The organism is Amycolatopsis iheyensis, from assembly GCF_024703995.1.
In the GTDB taxonomy this organism is placed as follows: domain Bacteria; phylum Actinomycetota; class Actinomycetes; order Mycobacteriales; family Pseudonocardiaceae; genus Amycolatopsis; species Amycolatopsis iheyensis.
Map to the genome: position 1 here is coordinate 85356 of NZ_JAMXQV010000007.1, position 15803 is coordinate 101158.

Annotated in this window: 14 protein-coding genes; 4 read left to right on the top strand and 10 right to left on the bottom strand. The window is 70.2% G+C overall.

What is annotated here, in order from left to right; genetic code table 11:
- The first annotated feature begins 48 nt into the window (after window positions 1–48).
- Both M8542_RS14820 and M8542_RS14825 read left to right on the top strand, forming a co-directional pair.
- Window positions 49–1113 (top strand): sensor histidine kinase, encoded by a 1065-nt coding sequence (locus M8542_RS14820; protein WP_257920722.1) that lies wholly within the window; start codon window positions 49–51, stop codon window positions 1111–1113.
- Window positions 1110–1796 (top strand): response regulator, encoded by a 687-nt coding sequence (locus tag M8542_RS14825; protein ID WP_257920723.1) that lies wholly within the window; start codon window positions 1110–1112, stop codon window positions 1794–1796. Before M8542_RS14820 ends, M8542_RS14825 begins: the two co-directional genes overlap by 4 nt.
- A 44-nt stretch (window positions 1797–1840) precedes the next feature.
- Here the strand turns inward: M8542_RS14825 and M8542_RS14830 are convergent, their stop codons facing one another.
- A complete protein-coding gene (locus M8542_RS14830) occupies window positions 1841–2173 on the bottom strand; it encodes a hypothetical protein (protein ID WP_257920724.1) in 333 nt (110 codons plus the stop codon).
- Between the two features lie 28 nt (window positions 2174–2201).
- Entirely contained in the window at window positions 2202–2588 is a 387-nt protein-coding gene (locus M8542_RS14835) for a hypothetical protein (protein ID WP_257920725.1), read from the bottom strand.
- A 289-nt stretch (window positions 2589–2877) separates the two neighbouring features.
- Between M8542_RS14835 and M8542_RS14840 the strand changes: the two genes are divergently transcribed.
- On the top strand, window positions 2878–3474 hold the full coding sequence (locus tag M8542_RS14840; protein ID WP_257920726.1) for a peptidase inhibitor family I36 protein: 597 nt from the start codon (window positions 2878–2880) through the stop codon (window positions 3472–3474).
- Between the two features lie 12 nt (window positions 3475–3486).
- Here M8542_RS14840 and M8542_RS14845 read toward each other — a convergent pair whose 3' ends face one another.
- Together M8542_RS14845 and M8542_RS14850 are read right to left on the bottom strand one after the other, a co-directional pair.
- Window positions 3487–4407: a hypothetical protein gene (locus tag M8542_RS14845; protein WP_257920727.1), complete on the bottom strand. Its 921-nt coding sequence runs from the start codon at window positions 4405–4407 to the stop codon at window positions 3487–3489.
- Between the two features lie 38 nt (window positions 4408–4445).
- A complete protein-coding gene (locus M8542_RS14850; protein ID WP_257920728.1) occupies window positions 4446–5045 on the bottom strand; it encodes a vWA domain-containing protein in 600 nt (199 codons plus the stop codon).
- Between the two features lie 148 nt (window positions 5046–5193).
- Between M8542_RS14850 and M8542_RS14855 the strand changes: the two genes are divergently transcribed.
- On the top strand, window positions 5194–8091 hold the full coding sequence (locus M8542_RS14855) for an AfsR/SARP family transcriptional regulator (protein ID WP_257920729.1): 2898 nt from the start codon (window positions 5194–5196) through the stop codon (window positions 8089–8091).
- A gap of 25 nt (window positions 8092–8116) precedes the next feature.
- Here the strand turns inward: M8542_RS14855 and M8542_RS14860 are convergent, their stop codons facing one another.
- The 6 genes from M8542_RS14860 to M8542_RS14885 form a co-directional block, all read right to left on the bottom strand.
- Entirely contained in the window at window positions 8117–8293 is a 177-nt protein-coding gene (locus M8542_RS14860) for a hypothetical protein (RefSeq protein WP_257920730.1), read from the bottom strand.
- 172 nt (window positions 8294–8465) lie between these two features.
- Window positions 8466–11555, bottom strand: coding sequence for an ATP-binding protein (locus M8542_RS14865; RefSeq protein WP_257920731.1), 3090 nt, complete (start codon window positions 11553–11555; stop codon window positions 8466–8468).
- The gene (locus M8542_RS14870) at window positions 11552–12181 is read right to left on the bottom strand and encodes a hypothetical protein (protein WP_257920732.1); all 630 of its coding nucleotides are present in this window, start codon (window positions 12179–12181) and stop codon (window positions 11552–11554) included. Before M8542_RS14870 ends, M8542_RS14865 begins: the two co-directional genes overlap by 4 nt.
- Window positions 12182–12190: 9 nt before the next feature.
- Window positions 12191–13813 carry a CATRA system-associated protein gene (locus M8542_RS14875; RefSeq protein WP_257920733.1) on the bottom strand — a complete coding sequence of 541 codons (1623 nt, stop codon included), beginning with the start codon at window positions 13811–13813 and terminating at the stop codon, window positions 12191–12193.
- On the bottom strand, window positions 13810–14409 hold the full coding sequence (locus tag M8542_RS14880; RefSeq protein ID WP_257920734.1) for a TIR domain-containing protein: 600 nt from the start codon (window positions 14407–14409) through the stop codon (window positions 13810–13812). Before M8542_RS14880 ends, M8542_RS14875 begins: the two co-directional genes overlap by 4 nt.
- Before the next feature lie 100 nt (window positions 14410–14509).
- A complete protein-coding gene (locus M8542_RS14885; protein ID WP_257920735.1) occupies window positions 14510–15742 on the bottom strand; it encodes an MFS transporter in 1233 nt (410 codons plus the stop codon).
- Window positions 15743–15803 lie beyond the last annotated feature (61 nt).

The window sequence follows — 15803 nt, forward strand, 5'->3', positions numbered from 1 at the left end:
CGGCGCCGGAGCCCCGTCGACGCTGGTCAGAGAGCGGAAGGAGCAAGCATGGACGACGCGCGATGGCTGGCCGCCGTCATGCACTCGGCCTTCTTCCTGCTCGTGCTCGGCTCCGCCGTCCGGTACCTGACGCGCCACGAAAGCACGCTCTGGGTGATCGGGCTGACCGCGGCCCTCGTCGTCGCCTACGGCGTGAGCATCAAGATCAGAAAGCTGCTCTGGCTCGTCCTGGCCCTCTGGGTGGTCCTGGTCCTGCTCGCCCCCAGCTTCGCCTGGTCGGCGATCCCGCTGTTCGTCACCGGCCTGCGCACCCTGCCGACCCGCCCCGCCCTCGCCCTGGTCGCCGTCGTCACCGCGCTCGTCGTCGTCTCGCAGAACCGGCTGGCCGACGGCTTCGACCCGAACCTCACCATCGTGCCGATCGCCATCGCCGTGGTCACCGCCGCCGTCATCCTCTTCCTGCGCCGCCAGGCCGAGCGCCTGAAGGAGTCCGAGCGGCGCGCCGGCGTGCTGGCCGAGCGACACCGGGTGTCCCGGGAGATCCACGACGCGCTCGCGCAGGGTCTGTCCAGCCAGGCGATGCTCCTGCAGGCCGCCGACCAGGCCTGGGACCGGCCGGAGCTGGCGCGCGAGCACGTCAAGGCCGCGCAGCGCATCGGCGCCGGGAACCTCTCGGAAGCGCGACGGCTCGTGCAGGACCTCGCGCCCGCCGACCTCGCCGACGCCACGCTCGAAGAGGCGCTCGACGCCGTGGCCGCGAGGCAGGCCGGGCTGCCGGTGGAAGTGCGCGTCGACGGCGTGCCGAGAGCGCTGCCCGAGCGCGTCCAGTCCACTTTGGTCCGGATCGCGCAGGGCGCGCTGGCCAACGCCCTCGAGCACGCCGACGCCGGCCGCGCCGTCCTCACCCTCACCTACCTCGACGACCAGGTCGTCCTGGACGTCGCCGACGACGGCCGCGGGTTCACCGAAGCGGAACCCCGGAACGACCGCGGTCACGGCCTCCCGGCCATGCGGGTGAGGGCGACGCAGCTCGGTGGCAGGCTGACCGTCGAATCCGCGCCCGGCCAGGGCACGGTCATCTCGGCCGCGATCCCGGTGGAGGACGCCCCATGAGCTGTGACAACCGGGACTCCGTCCCGGGCCGGGGGCTCCGCCACCCGGAACCCCCGAAAAGCCACATCCGCGTGCTGGTCTGCGACGACCACGCCGTCGTGCGCGCCGGCCTGCGTGCGCTGCTGGCCGGCGCCGAAGGCATCGAGGTCGTCGCGGAAACGGCGAGCGGCGAGGAGGCCGTCGCGACCGTGGCCGCCACGGCGCCGGACGTCGTCCTGATGGACCTGCAGCTCGGCGCCGGCATCGACGGGATCGAGGCGACGCGGCGGATCCGCGGCGGCCCGGACGCGCCGCACGTCCTGGTCCTCACGACCTACGACACCGACGCCGACATCAGCCGGGCCATCGCCGCCGGCGCCACCGGCTACCTCCTGAAGGCGGGATCCGCCAACGAGCTGTACGCGGCGATCGAAGCCGCCGCGGCCGGGCGCACCGCGGTGTCACCGCCGGTCGCCGACCGGATGATGGCCCAGCTGCGCACCCCGCGGCCCGCCCTCACCAGCCGCGAGCGGGACATCCTGCGTCAGCTCGCCCAGGGCCTCGGCAACCGCGAGATCGCCCGCGCGCTGTTCATCAGCGAAGCGACGGTCAAGACCCACCTGGGCCGGATCTACGGCAAGCTCGACGTCGACACGCGGGCCGGCGCCGTGGCGGTCGCGAAGGAACAACGGCTCCTGGACTGAACGCGTGCTCGCCCAGCCCCCTGGCCTGGGCGAGCACGCGCCCGTCACGTGTGGCTGTAGCTGCGCCACTCGCCGCCTTCGACCTTCCACGAGCCGAGGGTGGGTGTCAGCCGCACGCCGACGCCCTGGCAGTTGGGGAGCTGCCAGACGATCTGTCCCTGGCTCGTCTTGTTGATCACCTTCCAGTACGGCGTTCCTCCGTCGACGTTCCGGCACGGGCCGGGGCTCACGGCGATCTGCCTGCTGGTCGCGGTGTTGTACCACGTCATGTATTCGGTGGCGGGCGAGCCGGTGCCGGCGCTGGCGGACGGCGTCGCCACACCGAGCGACGCGGCGGCCAGCGCCGCGCCGGCTGCGGCGAATCGGAGTCGGTACATTTGTTTCTCCCTTTCTTCGGTGGATGGGTCAGGCCGGGAGGACCCGGCGGACGCTGATGTACGTCCCGTTGTGGATCCGGTGCCAGCCGGCGTCGACCACGTCGGAGATCTGGTTGGGCGGCCGGCCGTTCCAGATCGCGAAGCGCCGGCCGGCCGGAACGTAGTAGCCGTCGATGTCGGTGCCGTTGCCACCGGCGGTGTGACCGGGCGCGAGGTAGCTCGCCTGCCCTGGCTTGCAGGTGGAACTGCCCCAGTTCAAGCAGATCTCCACCGGCTGGTTCACCGCGTTGTCGACCACGCCGCAACCGAACGAATCGCAGCCCCCGAGTTGCCCGGCGGACGCGGCTCCGGTGCCGAGCAAGGCCAGGGAAACGGCTCCGGCGACGATCGCGCCGATTCGGCTTCCTGAACGCATTCGACTTCCTTTCGGGTGATTTCCGGTGGACGGCGTCGGCGCGACGCCCGGGATTTCCGGGCTCAGCCGTACGGGGATCGACCGGTCATTTGCCGGCCGGTTTCGATCACAGCACGTGGTGTGTGCTCGCACCATGGGCTGATGTGTCCGGAACTGTCCGCGGACAAAGGTGACACGGCTTTAGCCTGGTCAGAAGGCATCGACCGGGGAGGGCATGATGCTTGCCGACGAGCACGACATCACAACCGCGGAAGATTTCGGGCGCCACTTGCGCCGGCTTCGGGGGTCGTTGACCCAGGCGTCCGTCGCGCGGCATTCGACGGTGGGGCACGCCTCGCTGCCTCGGCAGCGGGTGTCCTACATCGAGAACGGGCTGTTGCCCACCGCCGAGCAGCTGCGTTGCTACCTGCGGGGTTGCGGGCAGCCGGATCTGTTCGACGAGCTCGACGCGGTTCGGAGCCAGTTGACGCCGTCGATCGAGCCGTTGCCCCAGCGCGCGGCCGTCTCCGGCCGGCGGGTCGCCATCGTGGCCGCGGTCAGCGCGGTGGCCTGCCTCGCCGTCGTGATCATCGTGATGCGGGCGTCGAGTGACCCGCTCGGGCCGGCGAGCGCGGCGAAACCGTCGTCGAGTCCGGCGTGCGCACCGGGGTTCGTGTGCTTCTGGAGCGACACCGGCTTCGCGGGAACGAAGGTTCAGCTCGACCCGGACTGGGCGACCGGCAGCCACTGCGTCCGGTTGCCGTTCGCGGCCCGTTCCGTGGTCAACAACAGCCGCGAACGGCAACGCGGGTACGCCAACAGCGACTGCACGGGCGCGGCGACCGTCCTGCAGCACCTCGGCGGTGTCGAGCCCTCAGTCGACGTCAACGCCTACAAGCACTCCTGAAGCCAGGCCCGGTCACTCCGCCCACCGGGCCCCGTACGCCAGCCCCGGCATGAGGCCGCGGAAGCGCAGGTGCACCTCCCCCGCCGAGTCGATCTGGTGCGCGCGGCCGCGGTAGCCGGGGTCCGACACGTCCCGCTGGAACGCGCCGTCCAGGACCCGGACCTCCGGTGTCCCGGCGAACCGGACGCGCAGGTCGAACTGCTCGCACGGGTGGCGCGGCACGCACACCATGTGCGGCCGCAGCGCCGACGCCGGCTCGAACAGGATCGAAACCTCCCACGCCTCGCCGCGCGACAGCGGCCGGGGCAGCTCCAGCGCGTAGCCCCAGCGGTCGCTCGCCTCCATCCCGCGGTCCAGCAGCGTGCCGCCGTACAACACGGTCACCGACAGGCCGTCGCGGCCGCCCGGCAGCGACACCGCCAGGTCCAGGGTCCGGAGGCCGTCCTGGTCGGCGACGATCCGGCGGTGTTCGAGGACCACCGGCCGCGGTTGGTCGAGCACGAGCGCCACCGAAAGCGACGCCGTGTGCCAGCGGGCCTCCGGTTGCGCGGCCGACGAGGCGGGCGACGAGCCCGTCGCCAGCTCCGCCAGCAGGTCGATCGCCTCGTCGACGCGGCGGCGGACCGTGCGCGGGTCCCGGTCGACGCGCCGGGCCGCCCACAGGACGCGGTCCTGGTACAGCGGCTGGCGGGCCTCCGCCGTGATGGCGAAGGCCGCCAACGCCGCCAGGCGCAGGTCCTCCGGCAGGTGCTCCGCCAGTTCGGACAGCCGCCCGGCGACCTTCTGGCGGATCGCGACGAGCCCGTCGTCGTCCGCCACCTCGCACGCCGAACGCAGGGAGGGGCCGACGCGGTCCTCGATCCGGCCCGCGAGCAGGCCGCGTCCCTTGCGGAGGATCTTCAGCTCTTGGACCAGCTCTGCGCGCCCACTCACCGGTTCTCTCCTTCAGTGCGTTTCCATGGCCACCCCCTTCAGGACAGAGTGCGGTCGGCCGGTGGACCGGAAGTGGACAGAACGTGCATCACCGAAGCGATCAAGGCCGTGCCCATGCGGATGCCGTCGCGGCCGAGGTAGGTGCGGAACGTGCCGATGCGCCCGAGCGCGTCCTCGTCGGCGTCGCCGACGCCGAACGTCACGACCCGGGGGCGGAGCCGCCACCTCGGGTCCGTCAGCGCGGCGAACGCCGCCGGCCAGGTCACCGGGTCCGTCGGCTGGCCGTCGGACAGGAAGAACACCATCGGCCGCAGCACGCGCACCCGGTGCGTCGCCAGCAGGCGGACGTCCTCCTCGATGACGTCGCGCAGGAAGGGGAACAGCGGCCCGAAGTTGGTCCCCGCGCACGGCCCCGGCGCGGGCAGGTCGGTGACCTCCCCGGTCAGGTACAGCCCGTGCACCACGTACGGCTTGTCGCCGAACCCGACCAGGCTGCAGAGCACCCGGTCGGCGATCGACGCGTCGGCGTGCACCGCGCCGCGGAACTCGCGCAGCCCGTGGTTCAGCTCGTCGATGTGGTCGGCCATCGAAAGCGAGACGTCGCATGCCACGTAACACGGCAACACGTCGGACCCCATACCCGGTTCTCCTTCACCCCTGATTCGACCGGCGGAGTCTGGCAACCCGGCGTGTATCGAACGTGCAAGAAATGCGGATTACCGAAACTCCAACGGCCGATTGCGCGACATCAACGGAGGACAGCAAGCTGACGGCCCGGGAGGCTGCGTGGAGTTTCGGATGCTCGGCCCGCTGGAGGCGTGGCACGACGGCGCACCGGTGCAGCTGGGTGACCAGCAGCAGCGGTTCGTCCTGGTCGTGCTGCTCCTGAACGCGAACAAGCCGGTGTCGACCGCGCGCCTCACCGAGATCGTCTGGACCGGCCGGGAGACGAAACCCACCCTGGTGCGCGGCTACGTCAAGCGGCTGCGCGACGTCGGTGTCGGCATCGAGACGACGCCGACCGGCTACCTCCTGCGGATCGGCGAAGACCAGCTCGACGCCGTCCGGTTCGAGCGGCTGCGTGCCGACGCGGGCCGGACCGACGACGTGCGCCGCAAGATCGAGCTGCTGCGCGAAGCCGTCGGGCTGTGGCGCGGGCGGTTCCTCGAGGACATCGACATCGACCGCGTCGGCGGCCCGGAGGTGGCGTTCCCGGAGGAGAGCCTGCCCGACGCCGTCGGTGACCTGGCCGAGCTGGAGCTCGACGCCGGCGACCACCGGTCGGCGCGCGACCGGCTGCGGCCGCTGGTCCGGTCCGACCCGGCCGGCCAGAAGCACGCCGAGCTGCTCATGCGCGCGCTGCTCGCCGGCGGCGACCGGGTGGGCGCGTTGCGCGTGTTCCACGGCACCCGCGACGCCCTCGCCGAGCTGCGCATGGAGCCGGGCCCGGTGCTGCGCAACCTCGCCGCGCGCGCCGAACACGGCGAGCCGCCCAGCTCGCTGCCGTCGCGACCGGGTGGGTTCACCGGCCGGGCCGAAGAGCTGGCCGCGATCGAGGCGGCCGCCGCGAGCGGGGCGATCTGGATCAGCGGCGCGCCCGGTGTCGGCAAAACCGGCCTGGCGGTCGAGGCCGCCCACCGCCTGCGCGACCGGTTCCCGGACGGCCAGCTCATGGTCCGCCTCAACGGGTTCACGCCCGGGGTCGAGCAGACGAGCGTCGGCGACGCGCTGACCGAGCTGCTGGTCGAGCTCGGCGTGCCGGCCGAGCAGATCCCGGCGACCGTCGGCCGCAAGGTCACGCTCTACCAGACGACGTTGTGGGGCACGCGCACGCTGGTCGTGCTGGACAACGCCGCGTCGCCGGCGCAGATCCGGCCGCTGCTGCCGGAGGCCGACGGCTGCCTGGCCGTGGTCACCAGCCGTCGGATGGGCGACACCGGCGAGCCCGTCCGGCTTTCGCCGTTGCCACCCGAAGAAGCGGCCGAGCTGTTCCAGGCGCTGACCGACCCGCCGCGGGTGCGCGGGCGCACAGCCGAGGTCGCGCTGATCGTCAAGCGCTGCGGCTTCCTGCCGATGCCGATCCGGGTGGCGGCCGCGTTGTTCCGGCGGCACACCCGGTGGCCGCTGGAGCACCTGCTCCACCTGCTCGAGGAGAACGGGCCGTGGGGCGCCGACGACGCCGACGGCACCGCCGCGGTCCGGGTGTCCTACCAGCAGCTCGGTGAGCCGCAGCGGGCGATGTTCCGGCTGCTCGGCAGCCTGCCGGGACCGGACGTCGACGTCGTCGGCGGCGCGGCGCTGGCCGGGTGCGACGTCGCCGAGGCGCGGCTGCTGCTCGACGACCTGCACGAGGTGAGCCTGCTCGAAGAGGCCGCGCCGGAGCGGTACCAGATGCTCGACCCGCTCAAGGAGTTCGCCGGTGCCGACCCGGCGCCCAGGCAGGCGCTGGTGCGGCTGCTCGACTTCTACCTGGTGACGCTGGCGGCCGCGGTCGGCGCCGCGTACCCCTTCGACCGCGCCCAGCTGCCCGCGCTGGAGCACGCGAGCCCGGTGTCGCCGGCCTTCGCCGGCGCCGACGCGGGGCTGCGGTGGATCGTCGCCGAGCGCGACAACCTCGTGGCCGCGATCCACTACGCGGCGCGGCACGACCTGCCGGGGCACACCTGGCGGCTCGCCGTGCTGCTGTGGCGCTACTTCAACACGACCAACCAGTTCGAGGACTGGATCGGCACGCTCGAGCTCGCCTGGAAGATCGTCTCGGCAGACGCTGGGAACGACTACGGCCAGGCGCACGTCCTGCTCCGGCTGGCGACCGCGCACGACCGGCGTGGTCAGCTGACCGAAGCACTCGAGCTGGCCGCCAAGGCGTTGCCGAAGTGGCGCCGGCTCGGCGACCCGCGGGGTGAGGCGGCGACGTTGTGCGCGCTCGCCATCCCGACCATGGAGCTGGGCAAGCACGAGCAGGCGATCGCCCACCTCGAAGCCGCGCTGGCCAAGTACGAGCAGAGCGAGGACCGGCGGGGCGAGGCCCACGCGCTGAGCATGCTCGGCTACCTCAACGAGCTGCACGGAAACCTCCAGGTCGCGCTGGACCAGCATTCGGCGGCCGCGCGGATGCTCGGCGAGATCGGGCACACCCAGGGCGTCGCGCACGCGTTGAACAACCTCGGGTCCGTGCAGGAGCGGCTGGGTCTGCTCGCGGAGGCGTTGACCAGCTACACGGACGCGCACGGGCACGCCGCCGAGGTCGGCGACCGCTGCGTCGAGGCGTACGCGCTGAACAACATCGGGAACGTGCACCGGCAACGCGGGAAGTTCCCGGAAGCCGTGCGGTACCACGACAAGGCTCGTGAGGTCGCGGCCAACGTTCCGGACGCCGACCTGCGCACGCAGCTCTACCTCGACCGCGGCGCGACGGCGCTCGCCCGGGGTGTGCCTCGGGAAGCGCTCACGGCGTGCGAAGCGGCGTTGGACCTGGCCGACGGAAACGGGAACCGCGCTTACCAGGCCCGCGCGCACCGCGGTGTCGCGGAAACACTGCACGCGATGGGCGAACACGAAAACGCCGTCGCGCATTGGGTGGCCGCCGAAAACGAATTCACCGCGCTCGATTTCCCGGAGGCCCTCGAAGTGCGCGCCGAACGCGCCGCGTTCGACTGCGCCTGCGGTTCGGGCCGGCCGTGACCGGTGCCCGGCCGGCCCGGTGCACTCAGCCGTGCCAGGGGTTGCCGTCGGTGCCCGCCGGGGGCGGGGTGGTGGTCGTGACCGGCGGCGGGGTGCCGCCGTCGCCGTCCGCGGACGCCGTGGCGGAGCCGAGCAGCGGCGCCGCGGCGATGATGCAGAGCGCGAGGAGGGGGCCACCGAACTTGGCCAGCTTCTTGGACATGACGAATCCTCCGATGGAAAGTGATTGATCAGGGAATTCGCGGTATTTCCGCGCCCTGCAACCAGGATTCGTCATGCGTGGCGGGCGAACAATGAGGTGACCGTTTCCCGAAAGGGAGTCAACGGGAAACGCACGAAGGCCGCGTTTCCCCCTCGGAAACGCGGCCTTCGCGTCAGCGGCCGTCGCGGGCCCGGTCGAGGACTTCCTCGAGCCGCAACGGGCTGGGTGGGTGGTGACTCAGGCACAGCGGCGCCCGCATCGGCCGGAACCCGAAGGTCTCGCCGGTGACGTAGAACTGCCCGCGTTCCAGCCGCGAGATGTCCCCGACGGTGCTGCCCTTGGCCCTGGCCATCTCGTTGGCGGCGGCGACCTGCGCCGGGCTGTTGAGCCGGCCGAAGAACTGCGTGGTCGCGTTGCCGGTGATCTGGTTGTGCAGGCCCTTGGGCGCCTGCGTCGCGAGGAGCAGGCCGAGCCCGTACTTGCGGGCCTGGGAGGCGAGCATGATGGTGCTGTGGGTGCTGGCGGTCCCGGCCCCGGACGGCGCGATCGTCTGGGCTTCGTCCATGACGAACAGGCCGCCGAGCGGCCGGTCGGCTGCCGGGTGGCGCTTGATCCAGGCGAACACTTCCAGTTGTAGCTGGCTGACGAAGCCCTGCCGCTGTTCTTCCGAGGGCAGCCCGATGAAGCTGACCACGGAGATCCGCGCCCGTTTACCGGGCGAGGGCGTCAGCAGCACGGCGGGATCGGCGGGTTCACCCGCCCCGCCGAGCAGCGGATCGTTGACCATGGCGGCTCTGAGCGTCTCGGCCAGATCGGCGGCGGTTTTGGTGCCGGTGGCCAGTTTGCTGACGCCGACGGGCAGGTCGGCCAGGACGTCGACGAACTCGGAGAGGCTGCGGGAATCCTTTCTCGCGTAGTGCATCAGGGCTTCTCTGAGGACGGCTTTTCCCCTTTGGGCACCCTTGGCTGCGCCGGTCAGCCTGGCGTGCGGAATCAGGCGTGCCACGGCCGCTTCGATGGCCGCGGCGAACTCGTCTTCGTCGTCTCTCACTCCGGAGAAGTCCGGGAGGGGGTGGAAGCTGAGCGGTCTTCCGGCTGCTCGGCCCGGGGTCCAGACGACTACTTCGGTGTGCTCCAGGTAGTCGGTTGCGCTTTCGGCGTCTCCTGGGCGCCAGTCTGTGGGAGGTTCGGGCCAGGGGTCGCCGAGTCTCGCCAGGTCGTTGTTCGGGTCGAGGACGATGGCGGAGACACCGTGGAGAGCGCATTCTTCGATGATCCGGCGGAGGAGGACCGTCTTTCCGGTGCCGGAGCCGGCGAAGATGACCGCGTGCTTGCGGAGGGACTCCAGTTCGATGGAGATTTCGCCGGTTGTGCCCAGGGTGATCGTGTTGGGCTTCGGGGGTTCGGGTTTCGCCTCGGGTTCCGGCGGGGGGCGGGTTTCCCGCTGGTTGCTCCGGGACTGCCCCGGATCGGGGAGGATCTTCCGGAGCAGGCCGGTCTTGCTCGCCGGCTTCCGGGCGACCAGCCAGTTCAGCAGCTCGTAGCTCTGGTTGGTGAGCAGCTGGCTGAGGGCCCACAAGGTCCGGATGTCGTCCTTGCCCATCTCGACGCGCTGGCTGCCGGCCCTGGGCAGGACGCGGATCGCGTCCTTGGTCTTGCCGCCGTCCCAGCCCTTCGCGCCGTGGTGGATGAGCACCAGGTGCCGGTCGCGCACGCCCTCGCGGATACCCGCGGCGTCGATCGCGTTCCGCACCCGCCGCAGCACCCGGTTGCCGTGCTGGGGCGCGAAAGCCCGGAACATCCAGCGTTCCTTGACGTCGCCTTCTTCGCTCAGCACTCGCAGAAGGCCGGCGTGCAGGTCCTTCATCCCGTTCGCGGGCGGTTCGGTCTCCCACGACTTGTCGTCGTTGCCGAACTCGGTGATCCACGACCGCAGCCCCGCCTGCAGGAGGTCCGGCATGACGTTGTCTTCGGTGTGGTAGCTGAGGATCGCGGTCAAGTCGGCCTGCTTGCGCAGTTCCGCGAACTGCCGGTCGAACTCGGCGTAGTAACGCGGTTCCGGCCCGGTCCGTGCCGGCAGCTCGACCGGCTCGGCCGGTTCTTCGTCGAACGAAGACAACTCGCGGACCTTGCCGTACAAGCACGCTTCGGCGTGTTCCTGAACTCGCCGGAGCAGCTGCCGCGGCGTGTAGCCGCTCCACGAGTCGCCGAACGCCTGCGTCGCCACGGGCCACGCGGAGTGCGGCGGCGTGAACCCGATCCGTGTGTAGACCACGCTCAGCCACTTCTCCACCAGTGCCCGGCCGAGTTCCGGGTCGACGATGGCACCCAGGACCGGGGTCTCGGTGAACCGGTCGTCGAACGAGTCGGGCGCCACCTTTTGCAGCCGCATCCACGTGACGGGCAGGCACGCCACAATGGACAATGTTCGCCGGGTCGTCTCCCGGAGCTGCATCAGGCCATCGGCGATGACCGCGAGCTCGGTGTTGGTGGGCTCGTCGACGGTACGGGCGATCAACGAGTCCAGCTGGTCGATCGCGGCGACGCTCGGCCCCGTCAGCGCGAGCACCCGGGAGATCTCGACGACGAGCTCGCGCTGCGGTTTCGGATCCGCGGGCAGCCCCCACGCCTTGCGGGACTTCTTCCGGTCCTCCTCTGCCGTTCCAGAAAGGTAGTCCTTGCCGGTCGTGATCTGGTCCGCGTCGGCCGCCGCGTACAGCACGAGCGCGCGGAGGGTGTCGGCGCATTCGACGGCCACCTGAGCGTCGACTCGCCGCACCGCGCCGAGGAAGCCGTTGAGGTCCTCGACGGTGAGCGGCGCGTCGCCGAGCACCACCTTGGCCAGCGGCTCGGGCACCTTCGCCTTCTCGCACAACCGCTGCAGCAGCTTGGCCAGCTGGAGCTCGCCGTCGTCATCCGGGCGCCACAGCTCGCTGCGCATGGCGCGCAGGACGTCGTCCCAGAACGCGTCCCCGGTGGTGAGGTCGATGAGGAAGAAGTAGCCGTCCTCCTGCTGGACGGCCTGCCGGACCCGGCCCAGCAGGTGCGTTTTGCCGACGCCCTTCTGCCCTTGCAGGGTGAGGCCGATCGGACTCGGGCCCCGGCTGCTCTTCGCGTCCTGGATGCTCGCGCGGATCCGGTTGCCGGCCCTGGTGTGCAGACCGTCCACATGGGACGGCGAGATGCCCCAGACGTCGTCCGGCGTTTCAGCGGAGTTGAACCTGACCGCGGCGAGCGCTTGCCGCTCCTGCTCCTCGGTCATGATTCCTCGATCAACACGAGATGCTTGTCCTCCTTGCCGATCCGGATCGCCGCGGCGTGGTCCGCATCGGTGAGGCCCTTGCGGTCGGAGTCCGGGGACAGGTGCACGAGCTCGGTCTTCACCATCCGCAGGAGGGTCTGGTCGACCTCCTCCTTCCCGGCGCCGTTGAGTTCGGGGCGGAGCCGGGCCAGGCGGATCCATTCTTGCGGCCGGGACGAGAGCTCCTGGTAGACCCGGCGGATCAGGTCTTCGAGCTCGACCGGCTCGACGGGAGGCTCCGACGGACCGAGCACGTCGACGAGCCGGACCTTCCGCTCACGTGCGTTGCGCACGTAGAGCCTCAGCACGTCGAACAGGATCCGGACCAGGCCGCTGGACCGCGGTGGAGTCTCGATGTCGGCGACCATCTGCTCACACCAGTCCTTCCCGGCCGGTGTGATCTTGTGGAAGAGCCGGTTGCTCACCTTCGTGGTTTCGAGCAGCTCCGCCTTGTTCAGCTTGGCGCGGCCGGCCGGGCTGAGGTCGACCCCGTGGTCCTTCCTCAGGACCGCGTTGGCCATCTCCCCGCCGTTCAACATCAGGACGAGCAGCGTCGCTCGCTCCGGAATTCCGTACTTCTGCGGCATTCCCACTCCTCACTTGGTCGAGACTTCGGTGCGACGGTCGATCCGGGCGAGCAGCTCGCCGATCCGGGGGCGGAGGCCTTCCGGGGCCGGGCAGTGGCTGCCGTTCGCGCGGACGTGGTTCAGCTGCTCCAGGTCCACCGTCAAGTCCTTGAGCAAAGCCATGTCGCCGTGGTCCAGCGCCGTCGTCATGTCGGTGACGGTCTGCTCGATGAGCGCCCAGCGGCCGATGTGGGTCACATTGGCGGGCACCGCGCGGAGAGCCGCGCCCGCGTCCTGGAGCGCGGCCCGTTCCGAATCGGCGCGGCCGGACGGCGCCTTCTTCATGATTTCGTACAGCTCGCGCGCCACCTGGCGCGGCCGGGTGTGTGCGTCCAGCTTGAAGAGCCGCAGGTTGCGCAGGAACGTCGGCAGCTGCTCCGGGTAGGTCCGGCGGGTGAGCACGCAGAACAGCCGGCGGTCGCTGTCCGCGTCCAGTGCGTGCCGCAGGAAACGCTCCGCCTCGGTCGCCTGCCAGCGGCTCACCTCACCGTCCACCACCAGGCAGAGGTGCTTGGCCGGGTCGCCGGTCAGCTCCAGGAATTCCGGGTCACCGGACAGTGACCGGTCCACCTGCAGACCCTGCGCGGCCAGTTCCCGGATGAGCTCGGTCGCGGCGAGTGGTTCCGGCCGCGCGATCGACACCAGCAGGTCCAGGTTGTACGACCGCCGTTGCGTGCGGGCCGCGGCCACGTACGCGTCCCGGTTGTCCGCGAGCAGGTCCGTGCGGTCGAACTGCTGCGCGACCACCGCGGCGACCGTCTCCAGCGCGAACGAGATCTGGTCCGAGGACGGAGTTCGCTCCTCGAGCACGGGCAGCTGTTCGCCGAAGCTCCAGTACGACACGTACGGCACGGTCAAGTGCCGCAGCATCAGGTCCTGCGTCACGCTCTTCGCGAGCCAGTTCCGGAACAACGGCGCCGTCGCCTCGGCGCACAGCTGCTGCCACGCCTCGGCCCGCTCGTACTCCACGCGGTTGTCCAGCCGGGACAGGACCGGGAGCACGAGGTGCGGCGGGCGGTCGTAGGGCATCCGGTCGCGGGCGTCGTTGGCGCGCCGCGCGATGTCGACGACGCCTTCGACGCTCTGCCGGTTCGCGGTGAACAGGACGACCAGCTGGTCGGGCAGGTGCGCGGTGCAGATGCCGCCGATGTCCGAGATCCCCGTCCGGCTGTCGATCAGCACGAAGTCGTAGTTCTCGGTCCACTCCGCGCGGCACCGTTCGAGGAACCCGGCGAACCCGCGCTGGTAGAGGTCTTCCCAGTCGATTCCCTGGACCCGGCCGGTGTAGTCGCTGTCGTCGCGGCCGGCGGCCAGCAGGGCGACCACCCCGTCCTCGAGCTCCAGCCGGAGCGCGTGGTCGGCGGGCCGTTCGGCGCCGGCGAGGAAGTCGTGGGCGAGGTCGACCACGCCGCCCTTGGGCGACTTGGGCAACAGCTTGCCGAAGTAGTGGTGCAGGCCGGGTGCTTCCAGGTCCCAGTCGATCGTGAGGACCCGGAAACCCCAGCGGGCCAGCAGCAGCGCGACGTTGGCGAGCGTGAAACTCCGCCCGACGCCACCCTTGTAGGAGTAGAACGTCACCACGGTCCCGTTCATCGGCCGAACCTCGGAATCGACGGCTGCGGCAGCAGCAGCGGCTCGGGCACCTCGATGACCGGCCAGTCCGGCTGCCAGTCGGGCACCTGCCTCACGAGTTCGACGACGTCACGGGCGACATCGGCCACTCTCTGGTGGAACAGGAGCCAGTCTCGGCTTTCCTGGAAGACCTTGTCCGGGAGGGCCAGCTCCTTGAAGTTCCACCAGGCGCGCTGCAATCCCTCCTCGTCGGGGAAGTTCTCCGAGTCCGAATAGAGCAGGGGGTAGATCAAGCCCTGCGGGCATTGCGGACTTGCCAGGCCGAGCAGCCTCTCCCGGGCGCGCATGCTCCGCCACTCGGCGAGGCACCACGGCGACTGGAAGTACGGCGGCGAGAGCACCGCGATCATGATCTTGCTGTGCCGCAACGCCTTCTGCAGCTCCGCCGGCCAGTGCACACCGCGGTCCATGCCCTTGTCGAGGAACACCCGGGGCGCCGGCGCGACCTGGTCGTGCAGGCAGTCCAGGAACTTCTGGAAGAAGTTGTTGAGCAGCCACTTCGGTGCGCTGCCGACGCTGCTGTAGCTGATGAACACGTCGTACTCGTATCCCGGCACGCGGTCGATGATAGGCACGGCGAATGGTCGTACAACAGGACGAAAAAGTGGCCAGAACCGCCGGAATGACCAAAAAACTGATAAAAAGAGGACAGTTGATCTAGCGCGCGGAAACCGCCACGATGAGCCCGCCGGCCGCGAGGAGTGCGGCCGCCGACACGAGGGTGGTCGTCAAGCCGGTCGACGTCAGCAGTGCTCCCAAGATCGCCACGCCCAGGGCCGCGCCCGTCTGGCGGGACGCGTTCAACGCGCCGCCCGCCGTGCCCGCCAGCTCGGCCGGCGTCGCGCCCACTACCGCCGTCAGCAGGGATGGAATTGCCAGTGATACTCCAAAACCCAGCAGTGCCAACCCGACCGGCGACGTGGCGGACAAAGTGCCGACGCACATCAAGGCGAACCCCGACACCGCCGGGATTCCGGGGCCGATCCGGGCCACCAAGCGGCCCGTGAAGATCGGGTTGAACGCCGTCGGGATGGTCAAGGGCAGGAAGGCCAAGCCTGTTGACGAAGGTGAGTATCCGCGGGACCCCTGGAAGTACAACGACAGGACGAACAGGACTCCCGACAGTCCGAAGTTCACGATCGCGCCCGCCGCGAGGCCACCGGTGAACCGGCGGCTCGTGAACAACCGTGATGGGAGCATTGCGTCCGGGCGGCGTTGGGAGATCACGAAAACCACCGCGGCCGCAGTCGACAGCAGTAAGAGCCAGTAGGCGTGCTCTACCAGGGCGTACGTCAGTGTCGACAAAGCGATCACCGCTGACGCCTGGCCCAGGATGTCCGTGCGGCCCGGCTTGGACGGGGTGAAAGGTGCGGAGCGAGACAAAAAGAGCGCCACCAGAGCCACCGGGACATTCACCACGAAGATCGACCGCCAGCCGAACGTCTCCGTCAGTACGCCGCCCAGCAGTGGGCCTGCCACCAGGCCCGTTCCGCTCAACGCCGCCCACACCCCCATTGCTTTCGCGCGTGCCGCCGGGGCCGGGTACGCCGCCGCGATCAGGGACAGCGATGACGGGACCAGCAGTGCTCCCGCGACGCCGAGTAGTGCTCGGAGGGCGATCAGTGACGGCACCGAGAACGACAGTGCCGAGAAGAGGGACAGTGCGCCGAACGAGATGAGGCCCGTGAAGAACGTCCGGCGGGCGCCGAAGCGGTCGGACCATGCTCCCGCCGTCAGCAGGAATGCCGCGAACGTCAACGTGTAGCCGTTCGCTATCCATTGCTGGTCCGGCAAGTCCGGTGACAACGCCGGGAGCGCCACCGTCACGATCGTCGTGTCCAGCATGACCAGGAAGTAGCCCAACGAGAGGCCGATGAGGAGTCTTGCCACACCGCAAGCCTGGACACTCCGTGACACCGGCGGAAGCAGGGAGTTACGATGGCAGGTATCG

What these genes read in the sequence shown, in the direction of transcription:
- M8542_RS14820 (WP_257920722.1), top strand. Translation starts at nt 49, where the DNA reads ATGGACGACGCGCGATGGCTGGCCGCCGTCATGCACTCGGCCTTCTTC.
- M8542_RS14825 (WP_257920723.1), top strand. Translation starts at nt 1,110, where the DNA reads ATGAGCTGTGACAACCGGGACTCCGTCCCGGGCCGGGGGCTCCGCCAC.
- M8542_RS14860 (WP_257920730.1), bottom strand. Translation starts at nt 8,293, where the DNA reads ATGTCCAAGAAGCTGGCCAAGTTCGGTGGCCCCCTCCTCGCGCTCTGC.
- M8542_RS14870 (WP_257920732.1), bottom strand. Translation starts at nt 12,181, where the DNA reads ATGCCGCAGAAGTACGGAATTCCGGAGCGAGCGACGCTGCTCGTCCTG.
- M8542_RS14835 (WP_257920725.1), bottom strand. Translation starts at nt 2,588, where the DNA reads ATGCGTTCAGGAAGCCGAATCGGCGCGATCGTCGCCGGAGCCGTTTCC.
- M8542_RS14830 (WP_257920724.1), bottom strand. Translation starts at nt 2,173, where the DNA reads ATGTACCGACTCCGATTCGCCGCAGCCGGCGCGGCGCTGGCCGCCGCG.
- M8542_RS14850 (WP_257920728.1), bottom strand. Translation starts at nt 5,045, where the DNA reads ATGGGGTCCGACGTGTTGCCGTGTTACGTGGCATGCGACGTCTCGCTT.
- M8542_RS14875 (WP_257920733.1), bottom strand. Translation starts at nt 13,813, where the DNA reads ATGAACGGGACCGTGGTGACGTTCTACTCCTACAAGGGTGGCGTCGGG.
- M8542_RS14865 (WP_257920731.1), bottom strand. Translation starts at nt 11,555, where the DNA reads ATGACCGAGGAGCAGGAGCGGCAAGCGCTCGCCGCGGTCAGGTTCAAC.